The organism is Aeromonas sp. s7(2024) (assembly GCF_040907825.1).
Taxonomy (GTDB): domain Bacteria; phylum Pseudomonadota; class Gammaproteobacteria; order Enterobacterales; family Aeromonadaceae; genus Aeromonas; species Aeromonas veronii.
Genome location: NZ_JBFOCM010000016.1, coordinates 380,594 through 398,065 on the forward strand (window position 1 = coordinate 380,594; position 17,472 = coordinate 398,065).

17 protein-coding genes are annotated in these 17,472 nt (G+C 56.6%); 5 read left to right on the forward strand and 12 right to left on the reverse strand.

The window, feature by feature from the left end:
* The first annotated feature begins 229 nt into the window (after nucleotides 1-229).
* Nucleotides 230-1,042, forward strand: a complete 813-nt coding sequence (gene dapB / locus AB5Y73_RS06720; RefSeq protein WP_005347132.1) for a 4-hydroxy-tetrahydrodipicolinate reductase — start codon at nucleotides 230-232, stop codon at nucleotides 1,040-1,042.
* A 180-nt stretch (nucleotides 1,043-1,222) separates the two neighbouring features.
* Here dapB and AB5Y73_RS06725 read toward each other — a convergent pair whose 3' ends face one another.
* Entirely contained in the window at nucleotides 1,223-1,483 is a 261-nt protein-coding gene (locus tag AB5Y73_RS06725; RefSeq protein WP_146163477.1) for a hypothetical protein, read from the reverse strand.
* A gap of 229 nt (nucleotides 1,484-1,712) precedes the next feature.
* Between AB5Y73_RS06725 and carA the strand changes: the two genes are divergently transcribed.
* The 3 genes from carA to AB5Y73_RS06740 all read left to right on the forward strand — a co-directional run bounded on the left by carA (nucleotide 1,713) and on the right by AB5Y73_RS06740 (nucleotide 7,547).
* Nucleotides 1,713-2,849 (forward strand): glutamine-hydrolyzing carbamoyl-phosphate synthase small subunit, encoded by a 1,137-nt coding sequence (gene carA / locus AB5Y73_RS06730; protein ID WP_005337628.1) that lies wholly within the window; start codon nucleotides 1,713-1,715, stop codon nucleotides 2,847-2,849.
* A 20-nt stretch (nucleotides 2,850-2,869) separates the two neighbouring features.
* Entirely contained in the window at nucleotides 2,870-6,094 is a 3,225-nt protein-coding gene (gene carB / locus AB5Y73_RS06735) for a carbamoyl-phosphate synthase large subunit (RefSeq protein ID WP_005337626.1), read from the forward strand.
* Between the two features lie 301 nt (nucleotides 6,095-6,395).
* Entirely contained in the window at nucleotides 6,396-7,547 is a 1,152-nt protein-coding gene (locus AB5Y73_RS06740) for a DUF1615 domain-containing protein (protein WP_100646200.1), read from the forward strand.
* Nucleotides 7,548-7,605: 58 nt separating this feature from the next.
* Here AB5Y73_RS06740 and AB5Y73_RS06745 read toward each other — a convergent pair whose 3' ends face one another.
* The 6 genes from AB5Y73_RS06745 to AB5Y73_RS06770 form a co-directional block, all read right to left on the reverse strand.
* A complete protein-coding gene (locus AB5Y73_RS06745) occupies nucleotides 7,606-8,424 on the reverse strand; it encodes an HAD family hydrolase (protein ID WP_021230633.1) in 819 nt (272 codons plus the stop codon).
* A gap of 17 nt (nucleotides 8,425-8,441) precedes the next feature.
* A complete protein-coding gene (locus tag AB5Y73_RS06750) occupies nucleotides 8,442-9,032 on the reverse strand; it encodes a hypothetical protein (RefSeq protein WP_047436828.1) in 591 nt (196 codons plus the stop codon).
* Between the two features lie 69 nt (nucleotides 9,033-9,101).
* On the reverse strand, nucleotides 9,102-9,728 hold the full coding sequence (locus tag AB5Y73_RS06755) for a phospholipase D family protein (RefSeq protein WP_021230635.1): 627 nt from the start codon (nucleotides 9,726-9,728) through the stop codon (nucleotides 9,102-9,104).
* A gap of 312 nt (nucleotides 9,729-10,040) precedes the next feature.
* A complete protein-coding gene (locus AB5Y73_RS06760) occupies nucleotides 10,041-10,424 on the reverse strand; it encodes a hypothetical protein (RefSeq protein WP_042056543.1) in 384 nt (127 codons plus the stop codon).
* Nucleotides 10,425-10,510: 86 nt separating this feature from the next.
* The gene (locus tag AB5Y73_RS06765) at nucleotides 10,511-11,053 is read right to left on the reverse strand and encodes a hypothetical protein (RefSeq protein ID WP_107682335.1); all 543 of its coding nucleotides are present in this window, start codon (nucleotides 11,051-11,053) and stop codon (nucleotides 10,511-10,513) included.
* A gap of 626 nt (nucleotides 11,054-11,679) precedes the next feature.
* Entirely contained in the window at nucleotides 11,680-12,603 is a 924-nt protein-coding gene (locus AB5Y73_RS06770; protein WP_234829689.1) for an autotransporter domain-containing protein, read from the reverse strand.
* Between the two features lie 265 nt (nucleotides 12,604-12,868).
* Between AB5Y73_RS06770 and AB5Y73_RS06775 the strand changes: the two genes are divergently transcribed.
* The gene (locus AB5Y73_RS06775) at nucleotides 12,869-13,744 is read left to right on the forward strand and encodes an OmpA family protein (protein WP_005337611.1); all 876 of its coding nucleotides are present in this window, start codon (nucleotides 12,869-12,871) and stop codon (nucleotides 13,742-13,744) included.
* A gap of 86 nt (nucleotides 13,745-13,830) precedes the next feature.
* Here the strand turns inward: AB5Y73_RS06775 and gloA are convergent, their stop codons facing one another.
* From gloA to rsxD, 5 genes are read right to left on the reverse strand one after another with little or no spacing between them, the layout of a single operon-like run.
* The gene (gloA, locus tag AB5Y73_RS06780) at nucleotides 13,831-14,244 is read right to left on the reverse strand and encodes a lactoylglutathione lyase (protein WP_005337610.1); all 414 of its coding nucleotides are present in this window, start codon (nucleotides 14,242-14,244) and stop codon (nucleotides 13,831-13,833) included.
* A 56-nt stretch (nucleotides 14,245-14,300) separates the two neighbouring features.
* On the reverse strand, nucleotides 14,301-14,942 hold the full coding sequence (nth, locus tag AB5Y73_RS06785) for an endonuclease III (protein ID WP_107682337.1): 642 nt from the start codon (nucleotides 14,940-14,942) through the stop codon (nucleotides 14,301-14,303).
* Nucleotides 14,943-14,955: 13 nt separating this feature from the next.
* Complete coding sequence (locus AB5Y73_RS06790; RefSeq protein WP_026035010.1) at nucleotides 14,956-15,708, reverse strand: electron transport complex subunit E; 753 nt, start codon at nucleotides 15,706-15,708, stop codon at nucleotides 14,956-14,958.
* Nucleotides 15,709-15,732: 24 nt separating this feature from the next.
* Nucleotides 15,733-16,365 carry an electron transport complex subunit RsxG gene (gene rsxG, locus AB5Y73_RS06795; RefSeq protein WP_005359614.1) on the reverse strand — a complete coding sequence of 211 codons (633 nt, stop codon included), beginning with the start codon at nucleotides 16,363-16,365 and terminating at the stop codon, nucleotides 15,733-15,735.
* A 43-nt stretch (nucleotides 16,366-16,408) separates the two neighbouring features.
* A complete protein-coding gene (gene rsxD / locus AB5Y73_RS06800) occupies nucleotides 16,409-17,461 on the reverse strand; it encodes an electron transport complex subunit RsxD (protein WP_005337606.1) in 1,053 nt (350 codons plus the stop codon).
* Between the last annotated feature and the right edge of the window lie 11 nt (nucleotides 17,462-17,472).

Sequence of the window (17,472 nt, forward strand, 5' to 3'; positions counted from 1 at the left end):
GCTTATGCTGGCATTTCACTCGTTCGAACCTATCAGATGGCACCCGGTCTGCCAAATGATGGAGTGAGACGATGAAAAACGGCCCGTGACCAAAAGGAAGTTCTTGGCCAGCCAGTGGGCGCTGCCGTTGGCGAGCGCAGCAAGGAGTGGTGGCATCATGGCTTTTCAAACCCGGCGCGGGCTGGTAAAACGGTCTCTTTCCATAATTAAAAGAGATGAGAGGGTGGAGATGGACAATCCGATCCGTGTGGCCGTGATGGGCTGTAATGGTCGTATGGGCAAGGTGCTGCTGGAGGCCATCACCAACACCGATGGCGTAGTGGTCGGTGCCGCGCTGGAGCGGCCGGGTTCGGCGGTGATCGGTCTTGATGCCGGTGAGCTCAATGGGCTGGGCCATCTGGGTGTGGCCATCAGCGACAGTCTTGACAAGGTGCGCGATGAGTTTGATCTTATCATCGACTTCACCCGCCCCGAGGTGACCCTTGCCAATCTGGCCTTTGCGCTGGCCCACCACAAGCAGATGGTGATCGGCACCACCGGTTTTGACGATGCAGGCAAGGCCGCCCTGAAAGAGGCGGGCAAGCAGATTGGTATCGTGTTCGCCTCCAACTACTCGGTCGGGGTCAACCTGGTGTTCAAGCTGCTGGAGCAGGCCGCCAAGGTGATGGGGGATTACACCGACATCGAGATCATCGAGGGCCACCATCGCCACAAGGTGGATGCGCCATCCGGTACTGCGCTCTCCATGGGGGAAGTGGTCGCCAAAACGCTGGGCCGGGATCTCAAGGAGTGCGCCGTCTATGGTCGCGAGGGGATCACTGGCGAGCGGGATCGCAACACTATCGGCTTTGCCACCATTCGCGCCGGCGATCTGGTGGGGGAGCATACCGTCATGTTTGCCGATATCGGCGAGCGGGTGGAGATCAGCCACAAGGCCTCCAGCCGCCTGACCTTCGCCAACGGTGCTGTGCGGGCGGGCAAGTGGCTTGGTCAGCAGGGTGCCGGTCTTTATGACATGCAGGATGTGCTCAATCTCAAGTGATGCCTCTGAGCGGCACTTTCGTACTACTGCTACTCCAGTGAAAAACCCCGGCTTGCCGGGGTTTTTGCTGTCAGTCAGCCAGAGTTTGTGTAAAAAGACACGCTTCCTGCAATTTTTAACTGAACGCCTTATAAATCACGCTATTGCGTTATCCGCCAGATTTTCCCTTCCTGAATGTCATCACCAGGTAACAGATTTGCGCATCTTTATGGCGGATAAAGCCATTTTTTTACACGGACTGAAAAAGACTAAAAATTCAAACGAAGAAAAACGTTTTCCATTTTTCATGTTCACTCTTATCATCATAAAAGCGTTAAATCTGTCATTAATGTTTTTTGTGTAAAAATAAATGCCATTGTTTTGATTGGTTTTTTTGTTTGTTTTTGTCGCTATTGCTGGCTTGGTGGCATCTTTTGGTGGTGGTTTTTCATTTTCTTTCATGGTAGGGGGTTGCAAAGCGATTGAGTGCATAGATAATGGGTAATGTTGCTTTTTTATTGAATTTAGATGCATTTCATTCGAGAAAAGACGTTGAAATGCCACTTTTTTTAAGTAGAATGCGCCCAATTTGCCAGAAATCTGCCGGGTTCGAGTCCTGTCCAAGACCGGAACCGAGCCCGCAACACCCAGGTAAATTGCTGAATTTAAAGCTAAATAACTGGAGGTTGTCTTGAATCACACTGCATTGCTAGTGCTGGAAGATGGAACTGTATTCAAAGGCGTGTCGATAGGCGCCGAGGGATGTTCCGTTGGTGAAGTGGTTTTCAATACGTCGATGACGGGCTATCAGGAAATCCTCACCGATCCCTCTTATTCCCGTCAGATAGTCACCCTCACTTACCCCCATATAGGCAACACCGGCACCAACAGCGAAGATGAAGAGTCCAGTCAGATCCATGCTCAGGGATTGATCATCCGGGACCTTCCGATACTTGCCTCCAATTTCCGCAATCAGCAATCCCTCTCCGAATACCTCAAGTCTCACAACATCGTTGGCATCGCCGACATCGACACCCGTAAACTGACCCGCATCCTGCGCGAGAAAGGCGCTCAGGCTGGCTGCATTCTGGCCGGGAAACAGGTCGATGAAGCCTATGCTCTCGAACAGGCCCGCGCCTTCCCTGGTTTGAAGGGGATGGATCTGGCCAAAGAGGTGACGGTTGGTGAGGCGTACAACTGGACCGAAGGGAGCTGGCAGCTTGGCAAGGGGCACGTCACCCCGGATGCCGACCAGCTGAAATACCACGTGGTAGCCTATGACTTTGGCGTCAAGCGCAACATCCTGCGGATGCTGGTTGACCGTGGCTGCCGCCTGACCGTGGTGCCTGCCAAGACCCCGGCCGCCGAGGTACTGGCAATGAACCCGGATGGCATCTTCCTCTCCAACGGCCCTGGCGACCCCGAGCCGTGCGACTACGCCATCGAGGCCATCAAGGCTTTCCTTAATACCAACACGCCGGTGTTCGGCATCTGTCTGGGTCACCAGCTGCTGGGTCTGGCCTCCGGTGCCAAGACCGTCAAGATGAAGTTTGGCCACCACGGCGCCAACCATCCGGTGAAGAGCCTCGATGACAACACCGTCATGATCACCGCTCAGAACCACGGCTTTGCGGTAGACGAGAACAGCCTGCCGGATTGCCTGCGCGCCACCCACGTCTCCCTGTTCGATGGTTCCCTGCAAGGTATCCATCGCACCGACCGTCCGGCCTTCAGCTTCCAGGGGCACCCCGAAGCGAGCCCGGGCCCGCACGACTGTGCCGGTCTCTTTGACCACTTTATTGAATTGATTAAGCAGTATCGCGCCTAAGAAATAGAGGAAAGAGTTTCATGCCAAAACGTAATGACCTTCAGAGCATCCTGATCCTCGGCGCCGGCCCCATCGTCATCGGCCAAGCCTGCGAATTTGACTACTCCGGCGCCCAGGCGTGCAAAGCCCTGCGCGAGGAGGGCTACCGCGTTATTCTGGTCAACTCCAACCCGGCCACCATCATGACCGACCCGGAGATGGCTGACGCCACCTACATCGAGCCCATCACCTGGGAAGTGGTGCGCGAAATCATCAAGAAAGAGCGCCCGGACGCCATCCTGCCCACCATGGGCGGCCAGACTGCGCTTAACTGCGCACTGGCACTGGAGAAGCATGGCGTGCTGGCCGAGTTCGGTGTCGAGATGATCGGTGCCACCGCCGACGCCATCGACAAGGCCGAAGACCGCTCCCGTTTTGACAAGGCGATGCGCAGCATTGGCCTCGAGTGCCCGCGTGCCGGTATCGCCCACAACATGGAAGAGGCGTGGGGCGTGCAGCAGATGGTCGGCTTCCCCTGCATCATCCGTCCCTCCTTTACCATGGGCGGCTCCGGCGGCGGCATCGCCTACAACACCGAAGAGTTCGTCGAGATCTGCGAGCGCGGTCTGGACTTGTCGCCGACCAAAGAGCTGCTCATCGACGAGTCGCTGATCGGCTGGAAAGAGTACGAGATGGAAGTGGTGCGGGATCGCAACGACAACTGCATCATCGTCTGCGCCATCGAAAACTTCGACCCCATGGGTATCCACACCGGTGACTCCATCACGGTCGCGCCAGCCCAGACGCTGACCGACAAGGAGTACCAGCTGATGCGCAACGCCTCCATGGCGGTGCTGCGCGAAATCGGCGTCGAGACCGGCGGCTCCAACGTCCAGTTCGGTATCAACCCGAAAGATGGCCGCATGGTCATCATCGAGATGAACCCGCGGGTGTCGCGCTCCTCTGCGCTGGCCTCCAAGGCGACCGGTTTCCCCATTGCCAAGATCGCTGCCAAGCTCGCCATCGGTTACACCCTCGACGAGCTGATGAACGACATCACCGGCGGTCGCACTCCGGCCTCCTTCGAGCCGGCCATCGACTATGTGGTCACCAAGGTGCCGCGCTTCAACTTCGAAAAATTCGCCGGTGCCAACGACCGTCTGACGACCCAGATGAAGTCGGTCGGCGAAGTGATGGCCATCGGCCGCAACTTCCAAGAGTCCCTGCACAAGGCGCTGCGCAGCCTCGAAACCGGCAAAACCGGCTTCGACCCCATGGTTGACCTCAATGCCCCGGACTCCCTGACCCGCATCCGTCACGAGCTGCAGGACGCCGGTAGCGACCGTATCTTCTATATCGCCGATGCGTTCCGCGCCGGTCTCTCCATGGACGGCATCTTCAAGCTGACCAAGATTGACCCCTGGTTCCTGGTACAGATTGAAGATCTGGTGAAGCTGGAAGAAGAGGTGAAAGAGCGCGGCATGGCCGGTCTCGATGCCGACTTCCTGCGAGCCCTCAAGCGCAAAGGCTTTGCCGATGCCCGTCTGGCCAAGATCCTCGGTGTGGCCGAAGGGGAAGTGCGCAAACTGCGCGCCCGCCACAACATCTTCCCGGTCTACAAGCGGGTCGATACCTGCGCCGCCGAGTTCGCCACCAACACCGCCTACATGTATTCGAGCTATGACGAGGAGTGCGAAGCGGCCCCGAGCAACCGCGACAAGATCATGATCATCGGCGGCGGCCCGAACCGTATCGGTCAGGGTATCGAGTTCGACTACTGCTGCGTGCACGCGGCGCTGGCCCTGCGCGAAGATGGTTACGAGACCATCATGGTCAACTGCAACCCGGAGACCGTCTCCACCGATTACGACACCTCGGATCGCCTCTACTTCGAGCCGGTGACCCTGGAAGATGTGCTGGAAATCGTGCGCATCGAAAAACCCAAGGGCGTCATCGTTCAGTACGGTGGCCAGACCCCGCTGAAACTGGCCCGAGCACTGGAAGCCAACGGCGTGCCGATTATCGGTACCAGCCCGGATGCCATCGACCGCGCCGAAGACCGCGAGCGCTTCCAGTCTGCCGTCGAGCGCCTTGGCCTCAAGCAGCCGGAAAACGGCACCGTCACCGCGCTGGAGCAGGCCGTGCTGCTGGCCGAGCGCATTACCTACCCGCTGGTGGTTCGCCCCTCCTACGTGCTGGGTGGCCGCGCCATGGAAATCGTCTATGACGAGCAGGATCTGCGTCGCTACTTCGCCGAGGCGGTCAGCGTCTCCAACGAATCGCCGGTACTGCTGGACCGCTTCCTGGACGATGCGACCGAGCTGGACGTGGATGCCATCTGCGACGGAACCGACGTGGTCATCGGCGGCATCATGGAGCACATCGAGCAGGCCGGTATTCACTCCGGTGACTCCGGTTGCTCCCTGCCTCCTTACACCTTGTCCAAGAAGATTCAGGACGAGATCCGCGAGCAGGTGCGCAAGCTGGCGCTGGAGCTCGGCGTTATCGGCCTGATGAACGTGCAGTTCGCGGTCAAGGGCGATGACATCTACCTCATCGAGGTGAACCCGCGTGCTGCCCGTACCGTGCCGTTCGTCTCCAAGGCGACCGGTGCCCCGCTGGCCAAGATTGCCGCCCGTGTGATGGCCGGTCAGTCGCTGCAAGAACAGGGCTTTACCAAAGAGATCATCCCGCCCTACTACTCGGTGAAAGAGGTGGTACTGCCGTTTGCCAAGTTCCCGGGGGTTGACCCGCTGCTGGGGCCGGAGATGCGCTCTACCGGTGAGGTTATGGGGGTGGGCAGCAGCTTTGCCGAGGCCTATGCCAAGGCGCAGCTGGGTGCCAACCACGCCGTACCGAAAGAGGGGCGCGCCCTGTTGTCGGTGCGCCACAGCGACAAGGCGCAGGTGGTCGACTTGGCCGCCAAGCTGCTGGAGCTGGGCTACGAGCTGGATGCCACTCACGGCACCGCGGTCGCGCTGGGTGAAGCAAGCATCAACCCGCGCCTGGTCAACAAGGTGCACGAAGGTCGCCCGCACATTCTCGACCGCATCAAGAATGGCGAGTACACCTACATCGTCAACACCGCCGAAGGGCGAGTGGCGATCCAGGACTCCAAGCAGCTGCGTCGCGCCGCCTTGCAGAACAAGGTGGCGTATACCACCACCATGAATGAGGCGTTTGCCACCTGCATGGCCATCAGCGTGGATGCCACCGCCAACGTCAACTCGGTGCAGGAGCTGCACCAGAAGGTGAAAAACCGCTAAGAGTTTGCAGCGGGCATCAGCCCGACTTGCCAGACGACCAACCCCCGCCAGCGATGGCGGGGGTTTCTTTTTATCAGGCGCTCACCGTTCGGTTCGGGCCGGGTGAATCCTTGAAGAAGGTCATGTCTTCCTCATCGCAGACAACGGATGGCGCGTGGGGTGGCAAAAGCTGGCAAGGGGAGGGGATGCTGCGAGCGCGGGTTTCAACTGCAGCAGGCAATCCTCTACAATGGCCCCACTTTGCTTGTCAGTGCAGTGCCAGCGGCGCTGCCTGTAGGGCCTACAAAAAATGGACATGCTTATGACCGCTTTGCCTTCCTGTCGTCTTCTTGCCTTCTGCGCTGCCTTGTTGCTGGCCGGTTGTGCCAGTGATCCCGCCTCCGCGCCTGCCAAAGAGGCGAGCGTGAGCAACCCCAAAACGCCGCCTGCCATGCAGCCGCGCAAACCGGCGGATATGAAGAGCCGCATCGTGCGCTTCTTGCCCCGTCAGGTGCCTGACAAACAGGGGTGGGCCAACGACGTGGTGACGGCGCTCACCACCCAGGGGGTGACGGTCAATGATCACAATGTCTGCAGCGTGCTGGCGGTGGCGGAGCAGGAAGCCACTTATCAGGCCGACCCCGTGGTGCCGGGCCTTGGCAAGATCGCCTGGAAAGAGATCAACTCACGGGCAGCCAAGCTGCTGATCCCCGAATTTATGGTGCGGGCCGCGCTCTCCATCAACTCGCCCACCGGCAAGAGCTATGCCGAGCGCATCGACAAGTTGCGTACCGAACGGGAGATGAGTGAAATCTTCGAAGATATGATCAGCATGCTGCCGATGGGCAAGACGCTGTTTGGCAACCTCAACCCGGTGCATACCGGTGGCCCGATGCAGGTGAGCATCGCCTTTGCCGAGGCCAACGCCCGTGGCTACCCCTATCCAATCAAGGATTCCATTCGCCACGAAGTCTTTACCCGTCGCGGCGGCATCTGGTTTGGCACCAAGCATATCTTCGGTTATCCCGTCGACTACCCGGATACCCTCTACCGCTTTGCCGACTTCAACGCCGGCTGGTATGCCAGTCGCAATGCCGCTTTTCAGGCCGCCGTCAGCCGCTTGAGTGGCAAAACTCTGGCGCTGGACGGGGATCTGATCCGCTATGACTCGGATCTGCCGGGCAACACCGAGCTGGCCGTCTACACCCTCGCCAACCGGGTCAATATGAGCAAACAGGCGATCCACCAGAGCCTGCGTAAAGGGGATACCGCCGAATTTGCCGAGACCGATCTCTACCATCGCATCTTTACCCTGGCCGACAAGCAAGCGGGCAAGCGACTGCCCCGCGCCATCCTGCCCGGCATTCAGCTAAAAAGCCCGAAAATCACCCGCAACCTCACCACCGCCTGGTTTGCCAAGCGGGTAGATGACAGGGAGCAACGCTGCGTGCGGCAGATGGCGACGATTCGCTAAGAAACATTAAGGGCGGCCAATTGGCCGCCCATATTTATATCAATACATAATTTAAGAGTTATCCCTTTCTTTTAAATAGCCTCAACAAGCCTTTCACAGTAATATCTAGGTGACTACCTTCATCATACAGAGCAGGAACAACATAATCAGCTCTCTCTTCAGAAATGAGTTTTTCAACTTTGTCTTGAGTTGATTTCAAAGGCCATTTTTTGTTATCAAAGACTGCTATAGATCTACCACCTTGATATCTGACCATCTTCATGGATGGAATGTCTGTATCACCATCACCAAGATATATCATCCTCTGGAAGGGGATATCTCTATCTTGAAGTTCAATAAATTTGTTTACCTCTCCATTATCCCAAGAATTATGTATCCCTTTGTTTATTCTAAATAGAAACTGGGTCTTTGTTGTATAGTTTATTGCTTGAGCTGGCCATGTTGCGTAATACTTATCATCTGAGTAGTGATACTTGCAAGCGTAAATGTCACGAAATTTATTTCCAATGCAAGTACCTCTGATCATTGCATCAAGACCGCTTGATATAATGTAATGCTCTAATTCTAGGTCAATACTTTCTGCAAACCTGTCAATTCTGTCAAACCATGACTCGACGCCACTGAATAGGGGGATAGATTGTCCATGCATCATTAGTTTTTCTGTACTAAGGACATCAGATTTAAGCATGCGAGCCCTTTCTGCCAGCATGCCAAGATAGGTTAAAATTTCATCGCCGTCATCGTCCTTTGCTCTACGCTTAACACTAGCCCAAAATTCAGGAATATCTGTTATCTCTAATTCGGGCATAACCCCATGCTGGGCGCAATCACCTTCAGCCAAGGTTCCATCAAAATCATAGATCAGTGCACATTTCATGAATAATCCTCGAAGAGTTAAATAGGCCAGTTCTGCTCAATCCATAATATTTCCTGACACACTTTTTCCTCCATTCTGTCTCTGTTAGAGGTAAGTCTGAACTCTTGGCCTGAATGTAAATCAAGAACGATATATTCCGCACCAACCTCTTGAATTGCTTCATGCATTAAATAGCAGATGTAGTCCGCTCGCTCCTTTGTCATTCTCTGTGTCTCGGTGAAATGGAGCTTGACATGAGTTCTAACCCCATTTATTAATGCGCTTAGCTCGGGGTTACAATGAATAGTTGTACTATTAAAAACGAAGGACTCGCGCAATGATGCATAGACATCAATTTTCTTACCTGACTGCCATTGAATAAAATTTTGAGCGAGACGTTCAAATTTTATTTTTTTACTAGAGTCCTTTTGCCTTCGTGATATGTCAATCAGGTATGAAACGTGTCTCTTTTGGCTAAAAAGAGACTTTATAGCTGTTCTAAGTTGCAAGTAATAATCTTTATAGTGTGCGTAGTCACCTCTAAGAGCGATCTGTCTAAGTTTTGTGTTTTTAGGTGAGCCCGTTGCAACAGCGATATTAGTGAAATCTGAGATAGCTAACTCTGGCATACAACATCCTTATTTTAAATTTATGAATTTAGTGATCTTTTCAGGATCAAGTGATTTTTAATTCGATGCTTAGTTCTCAATAGGGAGCAAGCTGCGGCATTGTGGATAGCCGGGACAGCCCCAGAAGCTATTGCCCTTGGTGTCCCCCCGCTTGCTGATACGCAATACCATAGGGGTACCGCATTTGGGACAAGCTGGTGCCGGAGCTGTATTGGCGGTCGAGGTATCATGCTCGTCACTGTTGCTTGCGACGCGCTCCAACGTGATGCGAACCTCTTCGCTAACCCGGATAATCCGTTGGGCTTCATCATAGGCATCACGGTAAAGGTCATGATCTTCCGAGCGTTGGATCAATACCCCCATCTCGTTGTTATTGACCTGACTGAACTCGTAGAGATTGAGGCTGGTGACAATGCACATCTCTTCATTGAGATAGCACTTGGCATGGAGGTTTTTGCAAAAGCTGGTGCGGATATAGGTGAGCTCTTTGAGCCAGCTGATCTCTTCCGGTTGCAGCTCACTTTTGCCATAGACGATCCGCACATCGATCTTGAGGCGGTTCTTGTCGGTGAGCAGCTCCTTGATCCTGTCGTTGAGCTTGAGGAAGGGGCTGATCAGGATCAGACGATCTTTGGCATCTTTGATAAGTTCTTCCAGAAAGTAGTTGGTTGCGCTGGTATTCAAAAACTTGGCCATGGCAAAAATCTCTATCCCTGTGGTGTAACTGGTGGCGCAAATACTTGGCTGGCGTTCGGCAGGTCATTTTCATTCCGGGCGCAGTGATCACCCAGCCACTGCGGCTGGCAATCGACATCATGGTTTCATGCGGACAATTGGGCGCCGAACTGAACCATCCTAACAATTTCATCAACAGGAATATGTGACAGATTGCACTAACTCTGTGACAAGGCTGGATTTTTCGGGGCGGGCTGTGGTTGATGGTAAATCGCAGGTGCAAAAAAGCCCCTTGGCGGGGCTTGGTGTCTGGCAAGGCCGGTGTCGGGATTATCAATCGAACAGGATACGGCCGCTGGTGCCGGCATCGCTGTCTTTCCAGCTGGCACCGCTTTTGCGCAGGGTGTAAGTGATGGTCTCCTGCTTGAATTTCAGGTAGTCGCTGCCGCTGTGACTTGGTTTTACCTGATTGCCATCGATATAGGTTTCCCCTGTGGTATCGACGTGAATTTCGGCCACGGTGCGGCCATCGTCAGTGACCGCTTTATAGTTGCCAGCCCACGGGCTCTCGTCGCCATACTGCACGGCCCCTTCCTGAGCGTGCGCTTGGGCATGGGTCTTGTGGCCGTGATGGGTTTTGGCCACGGCGCAGCCGGAGATACCGACCGCCAGCAGGCAACCGAGGGCGACATTGAGCAGAGTCTGTTTGGATTTCATCTTCATTTACCTGTATCAAATAATTGCAATGGATAAGGGGTGGAGCCCCACGGTCGGTGTGGGCCCCGTTGAGCCGTGGCTCGAAATCAGTCCTGATTGATGCCAGAAATATGGCCGCGGGCGTCGGTGAGGCAGTGCCAGAGCCGGTCATGGGGCCCTTTGATGTCAATCATCATCCCCGCCTGGGAGTCGGCCACATAGTCGAGGGTCAGTTTGCTGCGGCTGACGCCCGCTTTTCTGGCGACGGCGTTCATGCAGGCGTTCTCGGCAACCTTGGTTTGTGCAGTGCTGCCGTTGTAGGCACTGCTACTGGCGATTTCATTATCATCGCCGTCGTCATCGTTCTCATCGTCATTGAGCTGGCAGGCGCCGCTGTCGCCATTTTTGACAAAATAGGTGATGCCCCAGTCGCCATTTTTCACCATGGAGAGGGTGGTGCGCCCCTTGCTCGCCTCGTAGAAATTTGAATTCACTTTTTTAAGTGGAACTTGCTGGCTATTGATATAAGCCGTGCCATCTTCGACGCGAAGATTAATATGTCCAGGACAACTGGCGGATAAATCAGGCACCCCTGCATATGCGGTTCCGGTCATGACCAATACAGAGAGAGCAAGCAGCGTTTTTTTCATCAGATAACCTCAAATCAACAAGGATCAGCAAGTGTGATGTCGTCAAAATAACGGTTGCTATGCCTGAACGTTATTTCTGTGCTCATTGCACACCTGTTATCGGTAGCCCGCAGTCAGTCGTTTCAGTGCGCCTCGTCCTGCCGGGATGACGCCAAATTTAGCAGTCGGGTGATGTAAGTAAAATAAAACAGGATTAATTGGATTCATAAAATATGAAAAACTATAAATCATTTAAAACAATGAGTTAGGAGCGACTCAAGTCACTGTGAAAATGATGGGGGACCTCCGGTTTGGTTCCTTATGGATATCGATAAAGTTGGCCGTCGGTCTGTGATGTCGGGCGTTTTGTATTTTTTCTGTTGCAAGCGGGCGCAGGCTGGCGACATCACTGGGCCACTGAGCCATTGCGCACCGTAAATATACAGATAAAAACTACAATATTCTGTGTGTGAGGGTGGAAAATTTGGCCTGCCAGCAGGAAGATATTTTTACCTGATATGGCTGGGTGGTGAGAAATATGAGCGGGGATGGTTCAATAAATTTTCTATCAATACGGGCATAATTATCCGGAGTGTTACTGTACTTTCCCTGAGGATTGCCCACTCGTGGCAGGAAAATATAACGACTTAGAAACTCATGGCCAACCCGATGGAATAACCGCTGGTGTTGTGGCTGAACATATAGCGGGCAACCAGCCGGGTACGGGTGACGATGATGTCGTACTTGCTGCTGTCCAGCTCCAGACCGGCGCCGATAGAGTTGAGGGAGTCAAATCCAAGCAACCCCCGCTGCTCCCCCAGATATGCGGTATGGGCCCCTTCCAGTACATAGCGTACCGGACTGTCAAGCAGGGTCCAGTGGAATAGCGGGGCCCGGCGGCGCAGATAGAGACCGAGGTTCTCCGCTTCGGCGTGACCACGGACGCTGGTCGAGGTACCGCCAAAGCTCTGCAGGTGCTGGTAGGAGTAGCGCACTTCGACATCGATATCCTGCGCCTTTGAAAAGAGCTCGTAGTCGAGCATCAGCGAGCCTCCCAGTCCGTACATATTGAGCTGCCCACCATCGAGAAAATCCAGCGAGTAGCCCTTGGTGCGCTCCAGCAGCCAGTTGCCGATCCGCAGATCGCTGGCCATGGTACCGAGCGAGACGTTGGCGATAGGGCGCAGCACCCAGTGGCCACCGCGCGGGTCTTCATGGAGGGCGATATCCCAGCCGATCCCGCCCGAAGCTGTCAGGCTGTTCCACTTGGTCGGGAGGGTGCGGCTTTCGGTGCCGTTGCTCACCACAAACTGGGGATCGTAGCGGCTAAAGCCGATCGCCCCTTCCAGATAGATGGGCACGGCTTCGCTCATGGTTGCGCCGCCACCGATCTGGGTCATGTTGAGGGCGGCAGATTGATTGGTGCCGCTGCCGATATCGAGGTTGCTGGCGGTGATGTCGGGCACCACGGTGAAGGTCATCAGAGAGAGCACCGCATTGGCGCGCTCTTGTGCCCACTCCTGATCCTGTGTTGCGGCCTTGACGGCGCTGCCGGATAGCGCCAGCAGCATTGGCAACAACATCTGCAATAAAGAGGAGCAAGAGCTGTGCATGAGTGTGGTTCCCGATAAGCGGCGTCTGGTTGCCCTGGTTTTACTGTAGCGAGCTTCCTGCCGGTTGGCACGGAGCTAAGAGGGGGGAATAGGCGCCGCTTGCGGTCGGTTGCCGCTTGGGGGCAAGCCTTTGCCACACCAACGGCACGCCTTTGCAGTTTGTCGCTAAAGCTTGGCCTCTTGCCGCCGATATCTCTTGTGAGATCGTGTGGAGGACAAGCAATTGAACGCTTGGGTGTTGGGGTTGGTCAGCATATCCGTGAGTATGCAGTTACAGGCTGGGGTCACCGAATTTGGTGCCGGTCTGGATCAATCCGTCTGGCGTTTGACCTCCGATACCCAGATTGAGTGTCGCCTAGAACACCCGATCCCCAACTGGGGAACGGGGGCCTTTGTCAGCCGCGCCGGGCGCAAGATCAACCTCGACTTCGAGCTCAAGGGCAAGCGGCCACAGGCCCAGACCCAGACGGTGAGTCTTGGCATCATGCCGCCGGTATGGCGCCCGGGGATAGCCGGGCGAGAAGTGAGTCAACTGCGCTTCTATCAGCAGTTCGATGGGCTGGTAGAGGGGCAAACCGCCTGGACCATGCTCGACGAGCTGGAGGGGGGGCGGATGCCGACCTTCCAGTATCGGGACTGGTATCGCCAGAACCGCGCGGTGCGAGTGTCCCTCTCGTCGGTCAACTTTCGGGTGAAATATCAGGCCTTTATCGACTGTCTGAGCGGGCTGTTGCCCTACAGCTTCAACGACATCGCCTTTAGCGTGCTCACCTACGACAAGAACAGCGATCAGCTCTCCATCCCCTCCAAGCGGCGACTGGCGATGATCAGCGAGTTTATCAAGGCGGACAAGAGCATCGACGTGGTGGTGATAGACGCCTACAGCGACAGTTATGGCGGCCGCTGGCCGAACCTGAAACTCTCTGAGAAGCGGGCCGATGCCATCAAGAAGGTGTTTGTCGATCTGGGGATCGATCCCGGCAAGATCTCGGTGGAGGGGCATGGCGAGAAGCAGCACGTTGCCTCCAACGAAACCGAGCAGGGGCGTGCCAAGAACCGGCGGGTGGTCATCAGCATGGGGCGCAACGGCGAGATCTAGCCCGGCAGCCCAATCAGACAAGCATAAAAAAGAGCGCCAGCGCGCTCTTTTTTGATCCTGCCATCGGGCGTTTTTACCCGGGCCGCTTAGAAGCTGTCGCCAAGGCCGGTGCCGGCATCTTTCTTGGCAATCAGTTCAATCTTGTAACCGTCCGGATCTTCGACGAAGGCGATGACGGTGGTGCCGCCCTTGACCGGGCCCGGCTCACGGGTGATCTTGGCACCGGCGGCGCGCAGCGCTTCACAGGTGGCATAGATGTCGTCCGCTTCCAGTGCGATGTGGCCGTAGGCGGAGCCCAGTTCGTACTCGCTCACCCCCCAGTTGTAGGTCAGCTCGATCACCGCTTCATCTTTCTCGTCACCGTAGCCGACGAAGGCCAGGGTGTACTTGTACTCGCTGTTCTCGCTCTTGCGAAGCAGCTTCATGCCAAGGACGCGGGTGTAGAAGTCGATGGAGCGTTGCAGATCGCCGACACGCAGCATGGTATGCAGAATTCTCATTGCTCAGTTCTCCGGGTTGGTGATGTGTACTGCTTTCAATCTCGGTTGCGAGGCCATCAGCTTTCTGGATAGACCTTCTCTTTGTACTCGCACAAGTCCTCGATGATACAGGAACCACAACGGGGCTTGCGAGCCAGACAGGTGTAACGCCCGTGCAGGATGAGCCAGTGGTGGACATCCAGCTTGAACTCGGCGGGCACCACTTTAAGCAGCTTCTCCTCCACCTGATCCACATTCTTGCCCACCGCAAAGCCGGTGCGGTTCGATACGCGGAAGATATGGGTATCGACGGCGATGGTGGGCCAGCCAAAGGCGGTGTTGAGCACCACGTTGGCGGTCTTGCGACCAACGCCCGGCAGGGCTTCCAGCGCTTCGCGGTTCTCCGGGACCTCGCCTCCGTGGCGCTCCAGCAAGATGGCGCAGGTCTTGATGACGTTCTCGGCCTTGGTGTTGAAGAGGCCAATGGTCTTGATGTACTCCTTGAGCCCGTCCACCCCGAGATCCAGCATCCCTTGCGGGGTGTTGGCCACCGGATAGAGCTTGTCGGTCGCCTTGTTGACGCTGACATCGGTCGCCTGCGCCGAGAGCAGCACGGCGATCAGGAGTTCAAACGGCGAATTGAAGTTGAGCTCTGTGGTGGGGTGGGGGTTGTTTTCCCGCAGTCGCTCCAGGATCTCTCTGCGTTTCTGGTTGTTCATGCCTTGCGTCCGATCATAGCTCGGTCGCCCGGACGCGGGCCGGGGCAACGTTGCAGTGGGCCACGGTAGCGGCCTGTTTGCGGTCCCGCCAGTCGTTGATGGCGTTCTTGGCGGCGATCAGCAGCCCCAGCCCGATAAAGCCGCCCGGCGGCAAAATCGCCAGCAGCAGGCTGGCATCGGCGTGGAACAGCTCGATGCGCAGGGATTTGGCCCACTCGCCCAGCAGCAGCTCGGCGCCATCAAACAGGGTGCCCATGCCGATGATCTCGCGCATGCCGCCCAGTACCAGCAGCACCAGGGTAAAGCCAAGGCCCATCATCAGGCCGTCGAGGGCCGCCAGCAGCGGCGGGTTCTTGGAGGCATAGGCCTCGGCGCGGCCGATGATGACGCAGTTGGTGACGATGAGGGCGATAAAGATGCCGAGCGCCTGATAGAGGCCATAGGTGTAGGCGTTCATCAGCAGCTGCACGCTGGTCACCAGCGAGGCGATGATCATCACATAGACCGGAATGCGAATATCCTTCGGCACCCAGTTGCGCACCAGCGAGACGGCGAGGTTGGAGCAGACCAGCACCGCCATGGTGGCAAGGCCCAGCCCCAGCGCATTGGTAAAGGTGGAGGAGACGGCGAGGGTCGGGCAGAGCCCCAGCACCTGCACCAGCGAGGGGTTGTTCTTCCACAGCCCCTGACTCATCAGCTCCTTGAGCTCACCCTTGCGGCTTTCCAGCTCGGCAAGCGGGGTTGCGCCCGTTTCAATCTGTTCCATCTGGTTCATGATGGCTCGACTCCGTTAGTTCGCCGCCGGACAAGCCGGGGCGTTGCTGAGCAGTTCGGGTTGCTCCTGCTGCAGTTTAAGCAGGTTCTTCACCGCCTTGACCACGGCTCGCGGGGTGATGGTGGCGCCGGTAAAGGCATCGAACTCGCCGCCATCCTTCTTCACCGCCCACTGGGGTTCGTTGTCATGGGTCAGGAATTTTCCGGCAAAGCTGTTGATCCAGTCCGATTTCTTCAGCTCGATCTTGTCACCGAGGCCCGGGGTCTCGTTGTGAGCGAGCACGCGCACGGCAGTGATGGTGCCCTTGGCATCAAAACCCGCCACGATGCGGATCGCCCCGCTGTAGCCATCCGGCGCAATCGCCTCCAATGCATAGCCGGTCACCACGCCATTCTTGCTGGCGGTATAGAGGGCCTGCGGCTGATCGCTGCCCAGATACTTCCTGCTGGTCACCTGTTTGCAGCTGGCCACCAGATCGTTGTCATAGCTCCCCTCCGGCAGCAATACCGAGAGGGTCTGCTGCTTCTCCAGCTGTTGCTGGTGGGCGATTTTATCCTTGGTCAGCTCGTTGGTCAGTACCACCAGCGCGGTACAGCCGAGCGCGAACATCGCCAGAATAAGGCCGTTCTTGCGCATGCTCTTTAACATGTACGGGCTCCGTCAGCTGTGATGGGGGAAAAGGGCAGAAACATCATTGGCGACGAGCTCCATACACTTTCGGGCGAGTCAGGCTGTCGATAAACGGCACACAAAGGTTGGCCAGCAGCACGGCGAAGGCGAACGCATCCGGATAGCCGCCAAAGCGGCGAATGATGTAGACCAGCACCCCGATCAGCACGCCATAGACCAGTCGGCCGCGCGGCGTGGTGCAGGCGCTGACCGGATCGGTGGCGATAAAGAAGGCCCCCAGCATGGTAGCGCCGCTAAAGAGATGGAACATGGGCGTGGCAGTCGCATCCGGGCTCACCAGATAGCCGATGGTGGAGGCCGCCAGCAGGGCTCCGAGAATGGCGGTGGGAATGCGCCAGTTGATCACCTTCTGTTGCAGCAGGAAGAGGCCGCCCAGCAGGTAGCCGAGGTTGACCCAGCTCCAGCCGATGCCGCCCCAACCCTCGAACAGCGGGCCGCTCAGGATCTCGCCGGTGGTGAGCCCCTGAGTCAGGCCGGTTTTCAGGGTATCGAGCGGAGTCGCCATGGTGAGACCATCCACACCCTGCTTGAGCTGAGCCATGCTGTAGCCGTCGAGGCTAAAGCCGGTGAAGATCACCGACGCCGCATCACCAAAGCCGAGGCTGTAGGCGCGCACGCTCTCTGGCGGCAGCCAGCTGGTCATCTGCACCGGGAAGGAGACCAGCAGCAGCACATAGGCGACCATGGCCGGGTTGAACAGGTTCTGGCCCAGTCCGCCGTAAAGGTGTTTGGCGACGATGATGGCAAAAGCCGTGCCCACCACCAGCATCCACCACGGCAGCAGCGGCGGCAGGGAGAGACCGATCAGCACGGCGGTGAGCGCCGCACTGCCATCCATCAGGGCAGGCTTGATGGCGCGGCCACGGAGCTTGAGCACCAGCGCCTCGCACAGCAGCGCAGTGACCAGCGCCAGCAGGATCTGGATAAAGGAGCCCCAGCCGAAGAACCAGGTCTGGGCCAGCAAGCCCGGCACGCAGGCCAGGATCACCAGCAGCATCAGGGTTCGGGTCTGTTTGCGGTTATGGGCAAACGGCGCAGTCGCAATATTGAACATGAGTCTGTCGA

Coding starts and splice junctions, on each gene's coding strand:
- AB5Y73_RS06765 (WP_107682335.1), bottom strand. CDS start 11,053: ATGAAAAAAACGCTGCTTGCTCTCTCTGTATTGGTCATGACCGGAACC.
- AB5Y73_RS06760 (WP_042056543.1), bottom strand. CDS start 10,424: ATGAAATCCAAACAGACTCTGCTCAATGTCGCCCTCGGTTGCCTGCTG.
- gloA (WP_005337610.1), bottom strand. CDS start 14,244: ATGAGAATTCTGCATACCATGCTGCGTGTCGGCGATCTGCAACGCTCC.
- AB5Y73_RS06755 (WP_021230635.1), bottom strand. CDS start 9,728: ATGGCCAAGTTTTTGAATACCAGCGCAACCAACTACTTTCTGGAAGAA.
- dapB (WP_005347132.1), top strand. CDS start 230: ATGGACAATCCGATCCGTGTGGCCGTGATGGGCTGTAATGGTCGTATG.
- AB5Y73_RS06725 (WP_146163477.1), bottom strand. CDS start 1,483: ATGAAAGAAAATGAAAAACCACCACCAAAAGATGCCACCAAGCCAGCA.
- AB5Y73_RS06745 (WP_021230633.1), bottom strand. CDS start 8,424: ATGAAATGTGCACTGATCTATGATTTTGATGGAACCTTGGCTGAAGGT.
- nth (WP_107682337.1), bottom strand. CDS start 14,942: ATGAACAACCAGAAACGCAGAGAGATCCTGGAGCGACTGCGGGAAAAC.
- AB5Y73_RS06770 (WP_234829689.1), bottom strand. CDS start 12,603: ATGCTGCTGGCGCTATCCGGCAGCGCCGTCAAGGCCGCAACACAGGAT.
- rsxD (WP_005337606.1), bottom strand. CDS start 17,461: ATGTTCAATATTGCGACTGCGCCGTTTGCCCATAACCGCAAACAGACC.
- carB (WP_005337626.1), top strand. CDS start 2,870: ATGCCAAAACGTAATGACCTTCAGAGCATCCTGATCCTCGGCGCCGGC.
- AB5Y73_RS06740 (WP_100646200.1), top strand. CDS start 6,396: ATGACCGCTTTGCCTTCCTGTCGTCTTCTTGCCTTCTGCGCTGCCTTG.
- AB5Y73_RS06790 (WP_026035010.1), bottom strand. CDS start 15,708: ATGGAACAGATTGAAACGGGCGCAACCCCGCTTGCCGAGCTGGAAAGC.
- AB5Y73_RS06750 (WP_047436828.1), bottom strand. CDS start 9,032: ATGCCAGAGTTAGCTATCTCAGATTTCACTAATATCGCTGTTGCAACG.
- rsxG (WP_005359614.1), bottom strand. CDS start 16,365: ATGTTAAAGAGCATGCGCAAGAACGGCCTTATTCTGGCGATGTTCGCG.